The 17805-nt window shown below is 72.7% G+C and carries 12 protein-coding genes and 1 riboswitch; of the genes, 7 read left to right on the top strand and 5 right to left on the bottom strand.

What is annotated here, in order from left to right:
• Window positions 1-132: 132 nt before the first annotated feature.
• Together ACFXOZ_RS11735 and ACFXOZ_RS11740 are read right to left on the bottom strand one after the other, a co-directional pair.
• Entirely contained in the window at window positions 133-1656 is a 1524-nt protein-coding gene (locus tag ACFXOZ_RS11735) for an aldehyde dehydrogenase family protein (RefSeq protein ID WP_380522633.1), read from the bottom strand.
• 319 nt (window positions 1657-1975) lie between these two features.
• The gene (locus ACFXOZ_RS11740) at window positions 1976-2923 is read right to left on the bottom strand and encodes a terpene cyclase (RefSeq protein WP_375895905.1); all 948 of its coding nucleotides are present in this window, start codon (window positions 2921-2923) and stop codon (window positions 1976-1978) included.
• Between the two features lie 336 nt (window positions 2924-3259).
• On the opposite strand from ACFXOZ_RS11740, the gene ACFXOZ_RS11745 reads away from it, so the two are divergent.
• Entirely contained in the window at window positions 3260-6259 is a 3000-nt protein-coding gene (locus ACFXOZ_RS11745) for an ATP-binding protein (protein ID WP_380589619.1), read from the top strand.
• A 223-nt stretch (window positions 6260-6482) separates the two neighbouring features.
• On the top strand, window positions 6483-7559 hold the full coding sequence (locus ACFXOZ_RS11750; RefSeq protein WP_380589622.1) for an aldose epimerase family protein: 1077 nt from the start codon (window positions 6483-6485) through the stop codon (window positions 7557-7559).
• On the opposite strand, the gene ACFXOZ_RS11755 is transcribed toward ACFXOZ_RS11750, so the two are convergent.
• A complete protein-coding gene (locus tag ACFXOZ_RS11755; protein WP_380589625.1) occupies window positions 7552-8094 on the bottom strand; it encodes a GNAT family N-acetyltransferase in 543 nt (180 codons plus the stop codon). The genes ACFXOZ_RS11750 and ACFXOZ_RS11755 overlap by 8 nt on opposite strands.
• Window positions 8095-8402: 308 nt before the next feature.
• Here ACFXOZ_RS11755 and ACFXOZ_RS11760 point away from each other — a divergent pair, with 308 nt between their 5' ends.
• From ACFXOZ_RS11760 to ACFXOZ_RS11780, 5 genes are all read left to right on the top strand, one after another.
• Complete coding sequence (locus ACFXOZ_RS11760; protein WP_380522637.1) at window positions 8403-9683, top strand: extracellular solute-binding protein; 1281 nt, start codon at window positions 8403-8405, stop codon at window positions 9681-9683.
• Between the two features lie 110 nt (window positions 9684-9793).
• Window positions 9794-10795 (top strand): carbohydrate ABC transporter permease, encoded by a 1002-nt coding sequence (locus ACFXOZ_RS11765; protein WP_375895918.1) that lies wholly within the window; start codon window positions 9794-9796, stop codon window positions 10793-10795.
• Window positions 10796-10850: 55 nt separating this feature from the next.
• Complete coding sequence (locus tag ACFXOZ_RS11770) at window positions 10851-11756, top strand: sugar ABC transporter permease (protein WP_380589628.1); 906 nt, start codon at window positions 10851-10853, stop codon at window positions 11754-11756.
• Window positions 11757-11811: 55 nt separating this feature from the next.
• Window positions 11812-13527: a glycoside hydrolase family 13 protein gene (locus ACFXOZ_RS11775; protein WP_380589631.1), complete on the top strand. Its 1716-nt coding sequence runs from the start codon at window positions 11812-11814 to the stop codon at window positions 13525-13527.
• A gap of 25 nt (window positions 13528-13552) precedes the next feature.
• Window positions 13553-14572, top strand: coding sequence for a LacI family DNA-binding transcriptional regulator (locus ACFXOZ_RS11780; RefSeq protein WP_375895926.1), 1020 nt, complete (start codon window positions 13553-13555; stop codon window positions 14570-14572).
• 241 nt (window positions 14573-14813) lie between these two features.
• Here ACFXOZ_RS11780 and ACFXOZ_RS11785 read toward each other — a convergent pair whose 3' ends face one another.
• Entirely contained in the window at window positions 14814-16112 is a 1299-nt protein-coding gene (locus tag ACFXOZ_RS11785; RefSeq protein WP_380589633.1) for a transglycosylase family protein, read from the bottom strand.
• A 7-nt stretch (window positions 16113-16119) separates the two neighbouring features.
• A riboswitch (cyclic di-AMP (ydaO/yuaA leader) is annotated at window positions 16120-16290 on the bottom strand.
• Window positions 16291-16767: 477 nt separating this feature from the next.
• Entirely contained in the window at window positions 16768-17718 is a 951-nt protein-coding gene (locus ACFXOZ_RS11790) for a hypothetical protein (protein WP_380522640.1), read from the bottom strand.
• Window positions 17719-17805: the final 87 nt, after the last annotated feature.

Consider the following 17805-nt stretch of genomic DNA (forward strand, 5'->3'; position numbering starts at 1 on the left):
GTTTGGTCGGCTGTTTTCTTGGGTGTGTCCTTTCCTGTTGGGGGGGGGGTGGGGGGGGTTGGGGGTGGTGGTGGGGGGGGTGTGGGGGTGGTGGGGGGGCCCGGGGGGCGGGCCCCCCCGCTCCACTCTCGTCTAGAAGAAGCCGACCGCGTCGGGGGAGTAGCTGACCAGCAGGTTCTTGGTCTGCTGGTAGTGCTCCAGCAGCGCCTTGTGGGTCTCCCGCCCGATGCCGGAGTTCTTGTAGCCGCCGAAGGCCGCGTGGGCCGGGTAGGCGTGGTAGCAGTTCGTCCAGACCCGGCCCGCCTGGATGGCGCGCCCGGCCCGGTGGGCGGTGTTGATGTTGCGGGTCCACACGCCCGCGCCCAGCCCGTACTGGGTGTCGTTGGCGAGCGACACCCCCTGGTCGAAGCCGTCGAAGCGGGTGACCGAGACCACCGGGCCGAAGATCTCCTCCTGGAAGACCCGCATGCTGTTGACGCCCTCGAAGACCGTCGGCGTCACGTAGTACCCGCCGGCCAGCGCGCCGCCGAGCTCGGCGCGTTCGCCGCCGACCAGGACCTTGGCGCCCTCCGCCTGGCCGATCTCGAAGTAGGAGAGGATCTTCTTCAACTGCTCGGTACTGGCCTGCGCGCCGACCTGGGTCGCGGTGTCGAGCGGGTTGCCCTGGCGCATGGCGCGCACCCGGGCCAGGCCGTCGCCGAGCAGCCGCTCGTAGACCGGGGTCTCGATCAGCGCGCGGCTGGGGCAGGTGCAGACCTCGCCCTGGTTGAGGGCGAACATCGCGAAGCCCTCGACGGCCTTGTCGTAGAACGCGTCGTCGTCGGCGGCGACGTCCGCGAAGAACAGGTTGGGGCTCTTGCCGCCGAGCTCCAGGGTCGCCGGGATCAGGTTGTCCGCGGCGGCGCGGGCGATCAGCCGGCCGGTGCTGGTCTCGCCGGTGAAGGCGAGCTTGCGGACCCGGGGGCTGGCGGCCAGCGGGGCGCCGGCCTCCTCGCCGAAGCCGGTGACGATGTTGAGCACGCCCGGCGGCACCAGGTCGGCGGTCAGCTCGGCGAGCAGCAGCACCGAGGCCGGGGTCTGCTCGGCCGGCTTGAGCACCACGGCGTTGCCGGCCGCGAGCGCCGGGGCGAACTTCCAGACCGCCATCAGGATCGGGAAGTTCCACGGGATGATCTGGCCGACCACGCCGAGCGGCTCGTGGAAGTGGTACGCCACGGTGTCCTCGTCCAGCTGGGAAAGGCTGCCCTCCTGGGCCCGCAGCGCGCCGGCGAAGTAGCGCAGGTGGTCGACGGCGAGCGGGAGGTCGGCGGCCAGCGTCTCGCGGACCGGCTTGCCGTTCTCCCAGCTCTCCGCGACCGCCAGCTGCTCCAGGTTGGCCTCCATCCGGTCGGCCATCCGCAGCAGCACCCGGGCGCGCTCGGCCGGGGAGGTGCGGCCCCAGGCCGGGGCGGCGGCGTGGGCCGCGTCCAGGGCGGCCTCGATGTCCGCCGCGGTGCCGCGGGCGACCTCGGTGAAGACCTCGCCGGTGACCGGGGTCGGGTTGTCGAAGTACTCGCCGCGCGCCGGGGGCGTCCAACCGCCGCCGATCCAGTGGTCGTACCGGGAGCGGTAGGCGACGATGCTGCCGGGCGCGCCGGGGGGCTGGTAGACCGTCATGCTCTGTGTCTCCTCGCGACGTCGGGCGCCCCGGCGCCGAGCGGGCCGGGGGCGGCACGCCGGACCGCCGCCCGGTCGGGGGCGGTCCGGCGGAGGGTGCGGACACGCAGTCGGGCCGGCGCCCCGCCGGGGCGCCCGCCGACGAGCACGATAACCGCCGGGCGCGCGGCGCGGCTACGGTCCGTACGACCGGCTCGTACGGACGGTGGGGGTTCCGGACGTTCCGGGCCGGGCGCGCGGGGCGCGTCCGACGGCGCGCGGTCCCGGGCGCGCCTCGGACGGGCCCGGGCGGAGCCGGACGGCGTCGGGCCGGGGTGGGTCAGACCGCGTGGTACCGGCCGGTGCGGGCTTCCCAGCTCAGGTAGCCGGCCAGCCAGGTGAGCAGCCCGTCGGCGTACCGCTGGGCGATCGCGCTCTCGATCCGGGACAGGCCCAACTCCCGGTACACGTCCGGCAGTCGGCCGTGCAGCTCGGCGCAGCGCTCGACCATCAGCTGGGCCTCCGCCATCACCGCGGCGCAGGCCTCCTCGGCCGAGCAGTGGCGCTCGCGCTGGACGATCATGACCAGGTTGTTCACGTCGCCGCGCGGGGCCTCCAGCGGGAACGAGCGCACGTCGTTGGAGAGCGACGGTATGTCGGCCGCCAGCTGGCGGAGTTGACGCAGGACCGGGTGGTGCAGCACGGAGGCGGGGACCTCGAACTGGCCGAGTCGTTCGACCATGTCGAAGATGGTCTCCATCGCCGCGGTTCCCCGTCTGAGTTCGAGGTAGCCGTCCCGGTCGGGCGGGCGCGCGGAGATCCGGCCGGCCGCCTCGGCCGGGTGACTGGCGAAGTAGTACTCCCAGTTGTAGGCGGCGCGGGCCTGCCAGCGGGCGGGCATGCCGCGCACGCTGCGGCTCCACAGGTCGGCGAAGGCGGTCTCGACCGGGGAGCGCTGGTCGGGGCGGGCGCCGTGCAGGACGGCGATCAGCCGTTCGCAGATCGGGGCGACCTCGGCCGGCCGGCGGCCGAGCGGGCCGTCGAACTGGTCGTCGAAGAGGAAGTAGAACCCCATCAGGTCGGCCGCCAGGGCGAGTTCCTCCGGTCCGGCGTCCGGGTAGCCGAGCGCGGCGAGGTCGACCACCTCCCAGTGGGCGTAGCCCGGGTGGTCGGCGTCGGGGAGCAGCGGGTGGCGGACCAGCCAGTCGCGGTGCACCGCGGTGGCGTACGGGCCGTGCGGACTGCGGCGGTGCGGGAACGGGATCTGAAGTGAGGTGTCGTCAGACATCGGACTCCCGGTGCAGCGGTGGGTGGGGGCGCTTGTGGTTCGAGCACTGAGTGTGGGGGGAGTTGACGCGGCGGGGCGCGGGGGGTGAGGGTGGTTGCGCAAGATCATCCGCGCCTCGCGGGCCGTAGGGTATCTGATGTAATGATCGGACGTTAGGGATATAGGGCAATTGCCCTTGGCAAGCCGTCCGAACCCTCGCCGTCCGCCCCAGCCTGCGCGAATGCCGCACAGCGAGCCCTACACGGCGCTAACCTCGGCTCCACGAACAGTAGTGACGGGCCGGCTCCCCGCGCGTGGCGGGGCGGAGCCGCGAGCGGGTGAGGCGGAGGCGCGACGGTGACCGATCAGGGCAACGAACTTCGGACGGGAACCGGTTCCGAACGGGACGAGGACGGCCCCGCGCCCCGGGTCAGGCTGCGCGACCGCGACACCGAACTGCGCTCCGTGGAAGCGGCCGTCGACCGGCTCTGCCGGGAGTTCGCCGCCGGCGGCACCGAGATCGGCGAACTCCTCGCCTTCTCCGGCCGCCCCGGCATCGGCAAGACCAGCCTGCTGCACGAGGTCCGACGGATCGCCAGCCTGCGCGAGGGCGCCACCGTGCTCTTCGCCCGCGGCGGCGAACGGCAGTTCAAGGAGCCCTACCACGTGCTCCGCCAGCTCCTCCAGCCCGTCCTGACCCGGCTGGAGGCCGACGAGTTCAGCCAGGTCATGGGCACCTGGGAGGAGGTCGTCGGACCGGCCATGGGCCTCAAGCAGCCCAAGGCCGGCGCCCGCCGCCTCGACCCCCAGGGCGTCCGCGACGGCCTCGACTACGTCCTCACCCAGCTCGCACCGCGCCGCGCACCGATGGTGATGATCGTCGACGACCTGCACTGGGCGGACGCCGAATCCCTCTCCTGGCTCGCCAAGTTCGCCGTCCGCTCCGGCGAACTGCCCGTCCTGCTGGTGTTCGCCTTCCGCGAGGACGAGAACGACTGGTTCGGCGAGACCCACGAACTGCGCCGCGGCGTCCTGGGCCTGGCGAGCCGCAAGCACGAACTCAGCCGGCTCACCCTGAACTCCGTCTCCGACATGATCCGCGCCGAACTCGGCGACCGGGCCGAGGACGCCTTCTGCTACGAGTTCTGGAACGTCGTCAACGGCAACCCCTTCGAGGCCGTCGCCCTGCTCGACCAGGTCCGCGACCAGGAGCTCGAACCCGTCGAGGAGAACTCCCGGCAACTGCGCGAACTCGCCGTCGACGCCACCGGGATGACCCTCAAGAGCTGGCTGGACCGGCTCGGCCCCGCCACCCTGCGCTTCGCCTGGGCCTGCGCCATGCTCGGCACCGACATCCGGATCGACCTGGTCACCCGGATCTCCACCCAGAGCGGCGAGGGCGCCCGCGAGTCCATCAAGCAACTGCGCAAGCAGCGCGTGCTCACCCAGGCCCCCAACGGCAACCTCGAGTTCGTCCACCCGCTGATCGCCAGCTCGATCTACAACACCATGCCGGAGGCCACCCGCCTCGGCATGCACGGCATCGCCGCCGTCGAGATCGAGAACGCCGGACTCGGCCTGCTCGCCGCCTCCCGCCACCTGGTCGAGACCCACTCCGGCGAGGGCGACGACCGGATCGTCAAGAAGCTGCGCCGCGCCGCCGTCGAGCACCAGCTGATCGGCGCCCCCGAAGCCGCCCAGCGCTGCCTGCACCGGGCGCTCAACGAGCCGCCCGCCGACGACATCAAGGCCGAGGTGCTGTACGAACTCGGCTGCTCCGCGCTGCTCACCGACCCCGGCGCCACCGTCAACCAGCTCAGGCTCGCCCTCGACCCCGACGAGGGGCCGCTGCGCCCCGAACTGCGGGTGGACGCCACCTTCCGGCTCTCCGAGGTGCTCGCCCACAGCGGTGAGCTGGGCCAGGCCGCCCTGGTCTGCCAGGAGGAGGCGGAGCAGACCACCGACCCGGTCCGGCGCCAGCGGCTCCAGGCGGCCTCGTTCATGTGGCACGCCTTCCGCAAGGCCGAGGAGAACGGGCCCGAACGCTCCCGTCGGCTGGAGCAGCTCTACCTCAACCTGGCCGGCCGGGAGGCCGCCGACCGGGCCGTGCTGGTGATGCGCGCCTGGGACCTCACCCTGCGCGGCGAACCCTCCACCGACGCGCTCGCGCTCGCCGACGAGGTCCTGGACGGCGGCCGGCTGCCCAAGGGCCTCGGCTGGACGGACACCACCTGGGGCTTCGAACTGCCCTCGATGCTCTGCCTCACGTACATCTACAACGACCGGATCGCCCAGGCCGAGCGGCTGGCCGCGGACGCCATCATCCAGTTCGAGCTGGCCGGTTGGAGCGGCGCCCACCGGGGCTTCGCGTACTTCCTGATGGGGCTGGCCCGGTTCCGCCGCGGACTGCTCGCCGAGGCCGAGGACTTCCTGCGCCGGGCCTACCGGATCTCCGAGCGGATCGGTGCCAAGCTGCCGCTGGCCTGGGACGCCGTCGGCGTGCTGGTGGACACCCTGATCGCCCGCGGCCGGGTCGACGAGGCCTGGGAGCTGGCCAACGAGTTCGGCTTCCACCCGCCGTACCACGCGACGGCCATGGTGCTGCCGGACGCGGCCTCGCGGTACGGCAAGCTGCTGGTCGCCAAGAAGCGGCACGCCGGTGCGGCCGCCGCGCTCACCGAGGCCAGGTCGCAGCTGGAGGTGCGCGGCTGGCGCAACACCGTCTGGGCGCCCTGGGCCGGGCACCTGGCCATCGCGATCTCGGCCGACGAGCCGGAGCGTGCCCGCGAGTACGCCCAGAAGGCCGTCGACGACGCCCGCAGGTTCGGCACCGCCTCGGCGATCGGCAGCGCGCTGCGGTTGCAGGCCCGGATCGCGGACGGCCAGCAGGCGGTGGAGCTGCTGGAGCAGGCCGTGGAGCACCTCGGGCAGTCCCCGGCCGGGTACGAGCACGCCGTCGCGCTGGTCGAGCTCGGCGCGGCGCAGCGCCGGGTCGGGCGGCTGGAGGACGCCCAGGAGTACCTGTACCAGGGCATCGAACTGGCCCAGCACTGCTCGGCGGAGCGGCTGGTCGACCGGGCCCGGCGGGAGCTGGCCAACTACGGCCTGCGGCCCAACCGGCTGGGGGTGCACGACTTCCAGGAGACGCTGGAGGCGCTCAGCGGGCCGGAGCGGGACGTCGCCGACCTGGCCGTCAAGGGCGTGCCGCCGCAGCGGATCGCGGAGCGGCTCGGGGTGCACCTGAGCCTGGTCAACCGGCGGCTGGCGGCGGTCTACCGCAAGGCGGGCACCGGGCCGGACGGGCTGGCCTCGGCGCTCGGGCTGCGGCCGGAGCCGGGCCAGGAGCCGGGGGAGTAGCGGGGCGGCTAGCGGGGGGCAGGGGGCGTCCGGGCGGCGCGCGTCCGGCGTACGGTGCCCGGCGGCCGGTGGCGTCCGGGCGGCGCGCGGTGGCGTGGGAGCGCCCCCGCCGGGGCCGCCCTCGCTAGGCTGACGGGCACCACGGGGGGCCGCTGCGACGCCCCCCGGACGGATCGGGACACCGGGCGGAGGCGGCAGCGCCGTCGCCAGTGAGGAGCAGGCCATGGCGAGCGAGGCCACCAGTGTGCGCCGCGAACCCCTCGACCGCTCGGGCGCGGGCGCGGCGATCCAGCGCTGGACGCTGACCTCCGGCCCGTACGAGGCGAGCGTGCTCAACCTCGGCGCCACCCTGCACACCCTCACCGCCCCGGACCGGGCCGGCCGCCCGGCCCAACTGCTGCTCTCCACCGACGAGCTGGCGCAGATCCTCGGCCCGGCCCGCCACTACGGCACGGTGGTGGGCCGGTACGCCAACCGGATCGACGGCTCCGTCGTCACCGTCGACGGCGAGGACCACCCGCTGGCCCCGACCGGCGGCGGGGTCACCATCCACGGCGGGCCGGACGGCTTCGCCCAGCGGATGTGGGCGGCCGAGCCGGTCGACGGCGGGGTGCGGCTGCGGCTGCACAGCCCGGACGGCGACCAGGGCTTCCCGGGCGCGCTGGACGTGACCGTCACGTACACCCTGACGCACACCCCGGGCGAGGGCGGCGAGCTGGTGATCGACTACCGCGCCGTCACCACCAGGCCGACGGTCGTCAACCTGACCAACCACGCGTACTTCAACCTTGCGGGTGAGGGCGGCGGCGACGTCCTGGGCCACCTGCTCACCCTGGACGCCGACGAGTACACCCCGGCCGACGAGCGGCAGATCCCGTACGGGCGGACCGAGCCGGTGGCCGGGACGCCCTTCGACTTCACCGTGGCTACCCCGATCGGCAAGTCGGTGCACGACGAGCACCCGCAGCTGGCCGGTCCGGGCGGCTACGACCACAACTGGGTGCTGCGCGCCCGACCGGCGGACGGCGGCCCGGCGCGGGCGGCGCTGCTGGAGGACCCGGTCAGCGGCCGCACCCTGGAGGTGCTCACCACCGAGCCGGGCGTCCAGGTCTACACCGCGAACAAGTTCCAGGGCGCGGTCACCGGCGCGCGCGGGGTGCCGTACGGGCCGTTCGCCGGGATCGCGCTGGAGACCCAGCACTTCCCGGACTCCCCGCACCACCCGGCGTTCCCGAGCACCGTGCTGCGGCCGGGGGAGGAGTTCCGCTCGACCACCGTGCTGCGGCTCGGGGTCAACTAGCGGACGGCCCGGGCGGGGCCGGGGTCGGCCGGGGCCCGTCGAGGTCCCGGCGCATGCAGAGCCGGGGCCAGCGGTCGAGGCCGTGCTCGGCCTCCAGTCGGCGGATCCGGCGCAGGCCCGGGGTGAGCTCGTCCTCGGCGAGCGGGCGGAAGCCGCAGCGGGCGTAGTACGGGGCGTTCCAGGGGACGTCCGCGAAGGTGGTCAGGGTGAGCGCGGGGGCGTCGGTGCCCTCGGCGAGGTGCTCGATCAGGGCCCGTCCGATGCCCCGGCGGGCGTGGCCGGGGTGGACCGAGACCTGTTCGACGTGCAGCGCGCCGTCCACCGGTTCGGCCAGCAGGTAGCCGACGATCGTCCCGTCGGGGGCCTCGGCGGCCAGGGCGGTGCCGTGTTCCAGGTAGGCGGCCAGTTCCTCCGGGGCGGGGGGCTCGTCCGCGGCGATCTCCGGCATCCCGATCTCCGCGAACGGGGCTCCGGCGGCCCGCTCCAGCTCGGTCAGCAGGGGCAGTTCGTCCTTCTCGACGGCTCTGATGCGCATGCGTCCAGTCTGCTGCAAGCGGTTTCCGGCCACGGAGGGTGGCTGCACCGGTCACCCGGGCTGGGACGAAGCGGACGGATGCGGACATCGCGCCGCGCCGTCCACTACCGTGCGGCCACGTCCAGGACACGCGGATGTAACGATCGCGGCTTCTTGCAGAAACTTGCTGCAAGACCTTTCCGTCGATCTTGCCCCGCTGTTAACTTCCTTCCCGAGCCCGACGGCAGCAACGGTGCGGTCGGCACGAGGCAGCCATTATGCGCCTGTCTCCGAACATCTCGGGCACCCCCACCCTCCTAGGAGTTCTCATGCGGCGTGGCATCGCGGCCTCTGCCCTCGTTGTGGCCCTCGCGGTCTCGATGGCTGCCTGTGGCAGCAGTGGCGGCTCCGGCTCCGACGGGAAGGCCGACGGCCCGGTCACCCTTACCTACTGGGACACGTCGAACGCCACCAACGAGGCTCCGAACTACCAGGAACTGGCCAAGAAGTTCGAGGCGGCCAACCCGAACATCAAGGTCAACTTCGTCAACGTGCCGTTCGACCAGGCGCAGAACAAGCTGCAGACCGCCATGGGGGCCAAGGGCGCGCCCGACGTGTTCCGCTCCGAGGTCGGCTGGACCGCCGCCTTCGCCAAGGCCGGCTTCCTGGAGCCGCTGGACGGCACCCCGGCCGCCGCCGACACCTCCGCCTTCCAGCCCAGCCTGATCCAGCAGGCCAGCTACGGGGGCAAGCTGTACGGCGTCCCGCTGGTCACCGACACCCTCGGCCTGCTCTACAACAAGGACCTCTTCGCCAAGGCCGGCATCACCGACGCCCCCAAGACCTGGGACGAGCTCAAGACCGACGCCGCCGCCGTCAAGGACAAGGCGGGCGTCGACGGCTTCTGGATGAAGGCCGCGGACGGCTACTACGCGATGCCGTTCCTGTTCGGCGAGGGCACCGACGCCGTCGACGCCGCCGCCAAGAAGATCACCGTCACCTCGCCCGAGGCCGTCAAGGGCATCGAGACCTACAAGTCGATGTTCACCTCGCCCGGCACCGCCAAGGCCGACGTCACCACCGACGCCTACGCCCACATGATGGACGCCTTCAACAGCGGCAAGGTCGCGGCGATCATCCAGGGCCCCTGGGAGATCACCAACATCTACAAGGGCTCCGCGTTCGCCGACAAGAAGAACCTCGGCATCGCCGCCGTCCCGGCCGGCTCCAGCGGCAAGGCCGGCGCCCCCACCGGCGGCCACAACATCGCCGTCTACGCCGGTGCCGACAAGGCCCACAAGGCCGCCGCGGAGAAGTTCGCCGCCTTCATGACCTCGGCCGAGAGCCAGGCCTTCATCGCGCAGAAGAACTCCACCCTGCCGACCCGCGCCGACGCCTACACCGCCGACGTCAAGGCCGACCCGGGCATCGCCGGCTTCCAGGCCATCCTCGGCAGCGCCAAGCCGCGCCCCGAACTGCCCGAGTACAGCTCGCTGTTCGACTCGCTCGGCACCAACCTCGGCAAGGCCGTCCAGGGCACCGGCACCCAGGACGCACTGAACACCGTGGCCACGGACTACGCCAAGCTCCTGCCGGGCTTCGCCAAGTAGTCCCCGCAGCCCGGCCCGCCGACCCCGGCGGGCCGGGCCGTCGGCTCCCCGAGGCCGTCGGTTCCCGCGAACCGCCGGCCTCCCCGAGAACCCCCGAGAAGGTGCAAACGATGTCAGTCGCCGTGCAGGGCGCCACCGGCAAGGGCAGCCGGGAGCGCGATCAGCGTCCGGGTCCGCTGGAGCGCCTCAAGCGCTCCTACGCCAAGCACTGGTACGCCTACGCGATGATCGCACCGGTGGTGCTGGTGCTCGCGGTGCTGGTGTTCTACCCGCTCGTCGAAGGCGTCTGGCTCACCCTCACGGACGCCAACAGCCTCAACGTCGCCCGCAAGATCGGCGTCAACGAGATCCCGGCCAGCTACCAGTACGTCGGCTTCCACAACTACGCCGACATCCTCTGGGGCCCCGGCTCGTACGACCGCTTCTGGTCCCACTTCGTGTGGACCATCGCCTGGACGGCCGTCTGCGTCAGCCTGCACTACACCCTCGGCCTCGGGCTGGCCGTGCTGCTCAACAAGAAGCTGCGCGGACGCGCGGCCTACCGGATGCTGCTGATCCTCCCGTGGGCCGTGCCGACCTTCGTCACCGTCTTCTCCTGGCGGCTGATGCTCTCCGACGGCGGCGTCGTCAACACCGTGCTCTCCACGCTGCACCTGCCCGAGCCCGGCTGGCTCACCGACCCGTGGGCGCAGAAGGCGGCCGCGATCCTGGTCAACACCTGGGCCGGCGTGCCGTTCATGATGATCTCGCTGCTCGGCGGCCTCCAGTCGATCCCGGCCGAGCTGTACGAGGCCGCCGAGATGGACGGCGCCACCCGATGGCAGCAGTTCCGCCACATCACCCTGCCCGGGCTGCGCTCCGTGTCCTCGACCGTCGTGCTGCTCGGCGTGATCTGGACGTTCAACCAGTTCAACGTCATCTTCCTGCTGTTCGGCAACGGCGCCCCGGACGCCCAGCTGCTGGTCACCTGGGCCTACCGCCTGGGCTTCGGCCAGATCCCCCGGGACTACGCCGGGTCCGCCGCGTACGGCGTGATCCTGCTGTCCATCCTGATCGTCTTCACCGCCTTCTACCGGCGCTGGCTCGCCCGCAACGAGCAGGCCAACGGCTAGGGGCTCGTCCCCCCCAGGCCCCGGACCCAGTTGACCCACGAAGGCAGGTAACCCGATGAGCACCACCACCGAACGCCCCGCCCCCGCGGCGGCCGCGGCCCCGGCCGCCCGCCCGGCGAAGTTCCGGCCGCGCGGCGAGAGCAGCCCGCTGTCCAAGGCGCTGTCCCACGGCGTCCTGATCGTCGCCAGCCTGATCGCGCTGTTCCCGATCGCGTGGATCCTCTTCGTCTCGCTCGGGCCGGACAAGAACGACTACCTCCACCCCGGTGACATCTTCGGCAAGATCACGCTGTCGAACTACCAGAAGGTGCTGGGCGACACCGACTTCTTCACCTGGTTCGGCAACTCCCTGCTGGTCGCCGGGGTGACCACGGTGTTCGGCGTGCTGCTCGCCGCCACCGCCGGGTACGCCGTGTCCCGGATGAAGTTCCCCGGGCACAAGCCGCTGATGTGGTCGCTGCTGGTCACCCAGATGTTCCCGATCGCGGTGCTGATCGTGCCGATGTACACCATGCTCTCCGCGCTCGACCTGCTGGACAGCTACCCCGGGCTGATCCTGGTCTACTCCACCACCACCGTGCCGTACTGCGCCTGGCTGATGAAGGGCTACTTCGACACCATCCCGGTGGAGATCGACGAGGCCGGCCGGGTCGACGGGCTCAGCCCGTTCGGCACCTTCTGGCGGCTGGTGCTGCCGCTCGCCCGCCCCGGCCTGGCGGTGGCCGCGTTCTACTCCTTCCTCACCTACTGGGCCGAGGTGCCGTTCGCCTCCACCTTCATGCTCAGCTCGGACAAGTACACGCTGGCCGTCGGCCTGCAGAGCTTCGTCAGCGAGCACGACGCCCAGTGGAACCTGATGGCCGCCACCGCCGTGCTGATCGCGATCCCCTCCGCGGCCTTCTTCTACCTGGTGCAGCGCCACCTGGTCACCGGCCTGACCGCCGGTGCCTCCAAGTCGTAACGCTCCCAGGCCCCTTGCTTCCCAGCGCTCCTCCGATCCCCAAGGGATACCGTCCATGACCCAGAACCTGGCCGACACCTCCCGGCCTGCCGCCGACACCGCTCACGAGGCGGCCGCCCCGGCTCCTGTGCGTGGCGGCGCGTCCAGAGACTGGTGGCGGGACGCGGTCATCTACCAGGTGTACCCGCGCAGCTTCGCCGACTCCAACGGGGACGGCATGGGCGACCTGCCCGGCATCCGCAGCCGCCTGCCGTACCTGCGGGACCTCGGTGTGGACGCCGTCTGGCTCTCCCCCTTCTACGCCTCGCCGCAGGCCGACGCCGGCTACGACGTCGCCGACTACCGCGCCGTGGACCCGATGTTCGGCACCCTGCTGGACGCCGACGCGCTGATCCGGGACGCCCACCTGCTCGGCCTGCGGATCATCGTCGACCTCGTCCCCAACCACTCCTCGGACCAGCACGAGTGGTTCCAGCGCGCCCTGCGCGAGGGCCCCGGCTCCCCGCTGCGCGACCGCTACCACTTCCGCCCCGGCAAGGGGGAGAACGGCGAACTGCCGCCCAACGACTGGGAGTCCATCTTCGGCGGCCCGGCCTGGACCCGCACCGAGGACCCGGACGGCACCCCCGGCGACTGGTACCTGCACCTGTTCGCCCCCGAGCAGCCCGACTTCAACTGGGAGAACCCGGCCGTCGCCGACGAGTTCCGCTCGATCCTGCGGTTCTGGCTGGACATGGGCGTGGACGGCTTCCGGATCGACGTCGCCCACGGCCTGGTCAAGGCCCCCGGCCTGCCCGACCTCGGCGGCTCCGACCAGCTCAAGCTGCTCGGCAACGACGTCATGCCGTTCTTCGACCAGGACGGCGTGCACGAGATCTACCGCAGCTGGCGCCGGATCCTCGACGAGTACCCGGGGCAGCGGATCGGCGTCGCCGAGGCCTGGACCCCGACCGTCCAGCGCACCGCCAACTACGTCCGCCCCGACGAGCTGCACCAGGCCTTCAACTTCCAGTACCTGGGCACCGGCTGGGACGCCACCGCGCTGCGCGAGGTGATCGACCTCTCGCTCGACTCGATGCGCCCGGTCGACGCCCCCACCACCTGGGTGCTGTCCAACCACGACGTCACCCGGCACGCCACCCGGTTCGCCAACGAGCCCGGCCTCGGCACCCAGATCCGCACCCCCGGCGACCGCGCGCTCGGCCTGCGCCGCGCCCGTGCCGCCACCCTGCTGATGCTCGCGCTGCCCGGCTCCGCGTACGTCTACCAGGGCGAGGAGCTCGGCCTGCCGGACGTCACCGACCTGCCCGACGAGGTCCGCCAGGACCCGTCCTTCTTCCGCCAGGCCGGCCAGGACGGCTACCGCGACGGCTGCCGGGTGCCGATCCCGTGGTCCGGCACCGAGGCCCCGTACGGCTTCGGACCGGCCGCCGGCGGGCCGTCCTGGCTGCCGCAGCCCGCCGAGTGGGCCGGGCTCAGCGTCGAGGCGCAGACCGGCGACCCGTCCTCCACGCTGGAGCTCTACCGCAGCGCGCTGGCCGTGCGCCGGGCGCAGCCCGACCTCGGCGCCGGCACCGGGGTCGAGTGGCTGGACGCCCCCGAGGGCACCCTCGCCTTCCGGCGCGGCTCCTTCGTCTGCACGGTGAACACCACCGGCGAGCCGGTGCGGATACCCGCCCCCGGCCGGCTGCTGCTCTCCTCGACCGAACTCGGGGTGGACGGCGGCGAGACCGTGCTCGCACCGGACAGCACCGGCTGGTGGGCGGTCTGACGTGGGTGCAATAGGCTCTGGGCCCGTGACTACGGCGCGACTCTCAGACATCGCGGCGCAGGCGGGGGTCAGCGAAGCCACCGTCTCCCGCGTGCTCAACGGCAAGGCGAACGTCTCCGCGGCCACCAGGCAGACCGTCCTGGCGGCGCTCGACGTGCTCGGCTACGAGCGGCCGACCCGGCTGCGCCAGCGCAGTGCGGGCCTGATCGGGCTGATCACACCGGAGTTGAGCAACCCGATCTTCCCCGCGCTGGCCCAGGTGATCGAGCAGGTGCTGAGCCGGCACGGGTTCACCCCGGTGCTGTGCACCCAGACGCCCGGCGGGTCCACCGAGGACGAACTGGTCGAGATGCTGGTCGACCGGGGGGTGGCGGGCATCGTCTTCGTCTCCGGGCTGCACGCCGACTCCACGGCCGACCACGACCGCTACGCCCGGCTGTCCGGGCGCGGGGTGCCGTTCGTGCTGATCAACGGCTACAGCGAGAAGATCGAGGCGCCGTTCATCTCGCCGGACGACCGCTCCGCGATGTGGATGGCCGTCCAGCACCTGGCCGAGCTCGGGCACGAGCGGATCGGCCTGGCGGTCGGGCAGCGGCGGTACGTGCCGGTGCTGCGCAAGATCGAGGGCTTCACGGCGGCGATGCGCGAGGTGCTCGGGCGCAGCCGGGAGGAGGCCGAGGACCTCGTCCACCACACGCTGTTCAGCGTGGAGGGCGGGCACGCGGCGGCCGGCGCCCTGCTCGACAAGGGCTGCACGGCGATCGTCTGCGGCAGCGACATGATGGCGCTCGGCGCGATCCGGGCGGTCCGCCAGCGCGGGCTGTCGGTGCCGCAGGACGTCTCGGTGGTCGGCTTCGACGACTCGCCGCTGATCGCCTTCACCGAGCCGCCGTTGACCACCATCCGCCAGCCGGTCGAGGCGATGGCGACGGCGGCGGTGGACGCGCTGCTGGAGGAGGTCGGCGGGAACTCCGCCCAGCGCGGGGAGTTCATGTTCCAGCCGGAGCTGGTGATGCGCGGGTCCACCGGGGCCTGCGCGCGCTGAGAACGGGTGGTCCGGGCGGACCGGGCCGACCGACGGGCCCCGGAGGGCGGTTGCTCTCCGGGGCCCGTCGGCGTGCGGTGCCCGGGGGCGGTCGGTCCGGATCTGTCAGATCGGCCGGTCCGGTCGGCCGGCGGTCGGTCGGACCTGCTGGGTGTACGGGCACGCCGGAGCCCCGGGAGGAGCGGAGGCTCTTCCCGGGGCTCCGGCGTCAGCCGTCGGCGGCCGCGCGGTCCCTGGTCGCTCAGACCCGGCCGGCGAAGTCCGGGGCCCAGTTGGCGACGGTCTGGAGACGGACGCCCGAGCTCGGGTTGGCGGCCTCGACGTACTGGCCGTTGCCGATGTAGATGGCGACGTGGTAGACGCCCGAGTCCTGGCCGTTGTTGGACCAGAACAGCAGGTCGCCCGGCTGCAGGCTGTCCAGCGAGACGTGGGTGCTGGCGGCGGCCTGGTCGGCGGCGACGCGCGGGATGTTGATGCCCGCGGCGCGCAGCGCGGCCTGGGTCAGGCCGGAGCAGTCCCAGCCGCCGTTGCCGGTGCCGCCGTAGACGTACGCCTGGCCGACCTTCGACTGGGCGAAGGAGACCGCGGCGGCCATGCTGCCGGAGGCGGCCGGGGCCGGGGCCGGGGCCGGGGTCTGCGCCTGGGCGGCGGGCTTCGACGCGGGCTTGGTGGCGGACGGCTTGCTCTGGGCGGTCGGCTTGGCGTTCACGGCACCGCCGTTCGAGGCCTGGCCGGCCTTCTTCGAGCGGTCGAACCAGGTGAAGTCCGAGCCGGACTTGGCGGCGGAGCCGTCGGCCTGGGCCGAGGTGCCGTCACCGAAGGTCAGCTGCTGGCCCGGGTAGATGGTGTCCGGGCCCTCGGTCAGGGTGCTGCGGTTGAGGTCGTACAGCCGCTGCCAGCCGCCCTGGACGTTGTGCTTGTCGGCGATCGAGGACAGCCAGTCGCCGTCGACGACGGTGTAGCCGCCGGCCTGGGCCTGCGCCTGGCGCTTCTGGGCCCAGGTGCTGTCGGCGGACGGGGCGGAGGCGGCCGCGGCGTCGTCGGAGGCCTGGGCCTGGTCCTGCGCGGGGGCGGCGGGCTTCGCGGCCGGCTTGCTCGGGGCGGCCGGCTTGGCGGCGGGCTTGGCCGCGGTGGAGCCGGCCGAGGTGTCGACGGTGGGCGCGGCGCCGCCCTTGGTCAGACCGGCCTGGACGGAGCAGACCGGCCAGGCGCCGGGGCCCTGCGAGGCAAGGACCTTCTCGGCGACGGAGATCTGCTGGTCCTTGGTGGCCTGGTCGGCCTGCGGGGCGTAGCTGGTGCCGCCGAAGGCGGCCCAGGTGCTGGAGGTGAACTGGAGGCCGCCGTAGAAGCCGTTGCCGGTGTTGATGCTCCAGTTGCCGCTGCTCTCGCACTGGGCGACCTTGTCCCAGGTGGCGACGGAGGCGGCGTTCGCGGTGCCGGTGGTGAGGCAGGGGACGGTGAGGCCGACGCCGGCGACGCCGAGGGCGGCGATCACGCGACGGGTGCGGCTGGACAGGCGGTTGCCGTTGGAAGGCAGCATGAAGACGCGGTCCTCTCCCACGCCTGCGAGGTGAGCTGTCGGATTCGGGCTGGAGTTGCCCGGCCGCGCTGTGGGCGCGGCTTCACCCCTAGCCCTGGACCGTTCCGGAAAACGGTCCGGGGCGACTTACCTGTGGTTCCCCCGCTCCTGCCGTGATGCGATTTCGCGCTGCCAGGACATCCGACGGCAGGACTCGGCGTCGCGGATGAACTGGGTCCGTGTGGTCACGAACGGGGAGCACGTTAAGCAGACTTAAGTTAAAACTGCAAATACCTGTGATGCGCATCACGGTTTAGTGGAAAACGTCAAATGGGCCGTAATTCATGATCGTAAATGATCGTTTTCCGGCAATATCGCAGCGGATTCTCATAACTGGCTCCGCCTCAGAAAAGAGGTGACGGAGCGTTGGGGCACAAGGGGCGCGCGCCCGAGGCGCGGGGGAGCGGTAGTGAATCGCGCGCTGGGGAACGCGCCCGTCATTCGCCGAGTGTCCATTGACAAATGAGCTGGAAACGGACATTGCGCCGCATTGCCCGCTTAGCGCACCAGCGGGGTGAATCGGAACACGGCGAAAGGGCCCGGAACGAGGTCGTTCCGGGCCCTTTCGGCAGTGCGGGTCCGCCGGCGGTGGCCGACGGGCGTTCAGTGGGTCGTGCTAGCCCTCCACGGGCCCTTCGGCGGCCGCGTGGGCGCGTCGGGAGCCCTCCCCGGCCCCGACGGCGGCCGCGGCCTCCGCCTCGGCCTCGGCGAGCTCCTCCGCCGTCGGCACCGGCAGGGCGGCCAGGTAGGTGGAGGCGATCAGCTGGCCGACCGTCGGGTAGGCGCCCAGCGGTGCGGCCGACGGGCAGCCGGTCTCCTCGGCGGCCGTGGCGAGCAGCTCCGGGTCCGCCTCCGGGCCGATGACGAGCGGGGCCAGGGCCGGGCGCTCGGAGCCGGTCTCCCGGAGGTGGCCGACGGCGGCGGCGACGGAGCCGGGCACGTCGAGCGCGGCGGCGACGACCGGCACGGCCAGTCGGGCGGCCAGCAGCACGCCGGTGATCCCGGCCGCGGCGGCCGCGTCCTCGCCGCCGACGGTGGTCAGGACCACGCCGTCCGCAGCGGTCGCGATGGCGAACAGCCGGGCCCGGTCGGCCCGCGCCAGCCCGGCCTCGGACAGCCGGACGTGGACGGCCTCGGCCAGCAGCGGGTGCGGGCCCAGCGCGTCGGTGACGGTCGCGCCGTACTGGGCGGCGAGGGCGTGAAGCCCGGTCAGGAAGTCGTGCGGGCCCGGGACCAGCGGCACCACCACGGGCGTCGGCAGTCCGGCCTCGGCGGCCGCCTCCAGCAGCTCCGCGACGGTGCGCTCCTGCGGGTCCGCGGCCGCGGCGTCGGCGGCCGGGAGGTAGCCGACCGCGGCCTGGACGCCGGTGTGCTCACTGCGGACGATCGAGAGGAGTTCCTCGACGACCGAACGGGACTCGGGCCCCGCGGTCGCGGGTACGGCGAGCACCAGGGCCGGCGAGCCGGTGCGGATCTCGGGGCGCTCGGGGCGGCGGTGGCGCCCCCGCGCACGGGAACCTGGAGTGCGGACGGGCAGTGGCGCGCCCGGGATGGCTGCGGTGCTCATGCCGGAGATCGTAGGACATCTGCCCGTCAGGCCTGCAGTCGGCTGCCGTACGGGCTTCGGGCGGTCGCGGTGCGGAGGTCGTGTCCC

The sequence above is a fragment of the Kitasatospora sp. NPDC059160 genome (assembly GCF_042755465.1).
GTDB lineage: Bacteria > Actinomycetota > Actinomycetes > Streptomycetales > Streptomycetaceae > Kitasatospora.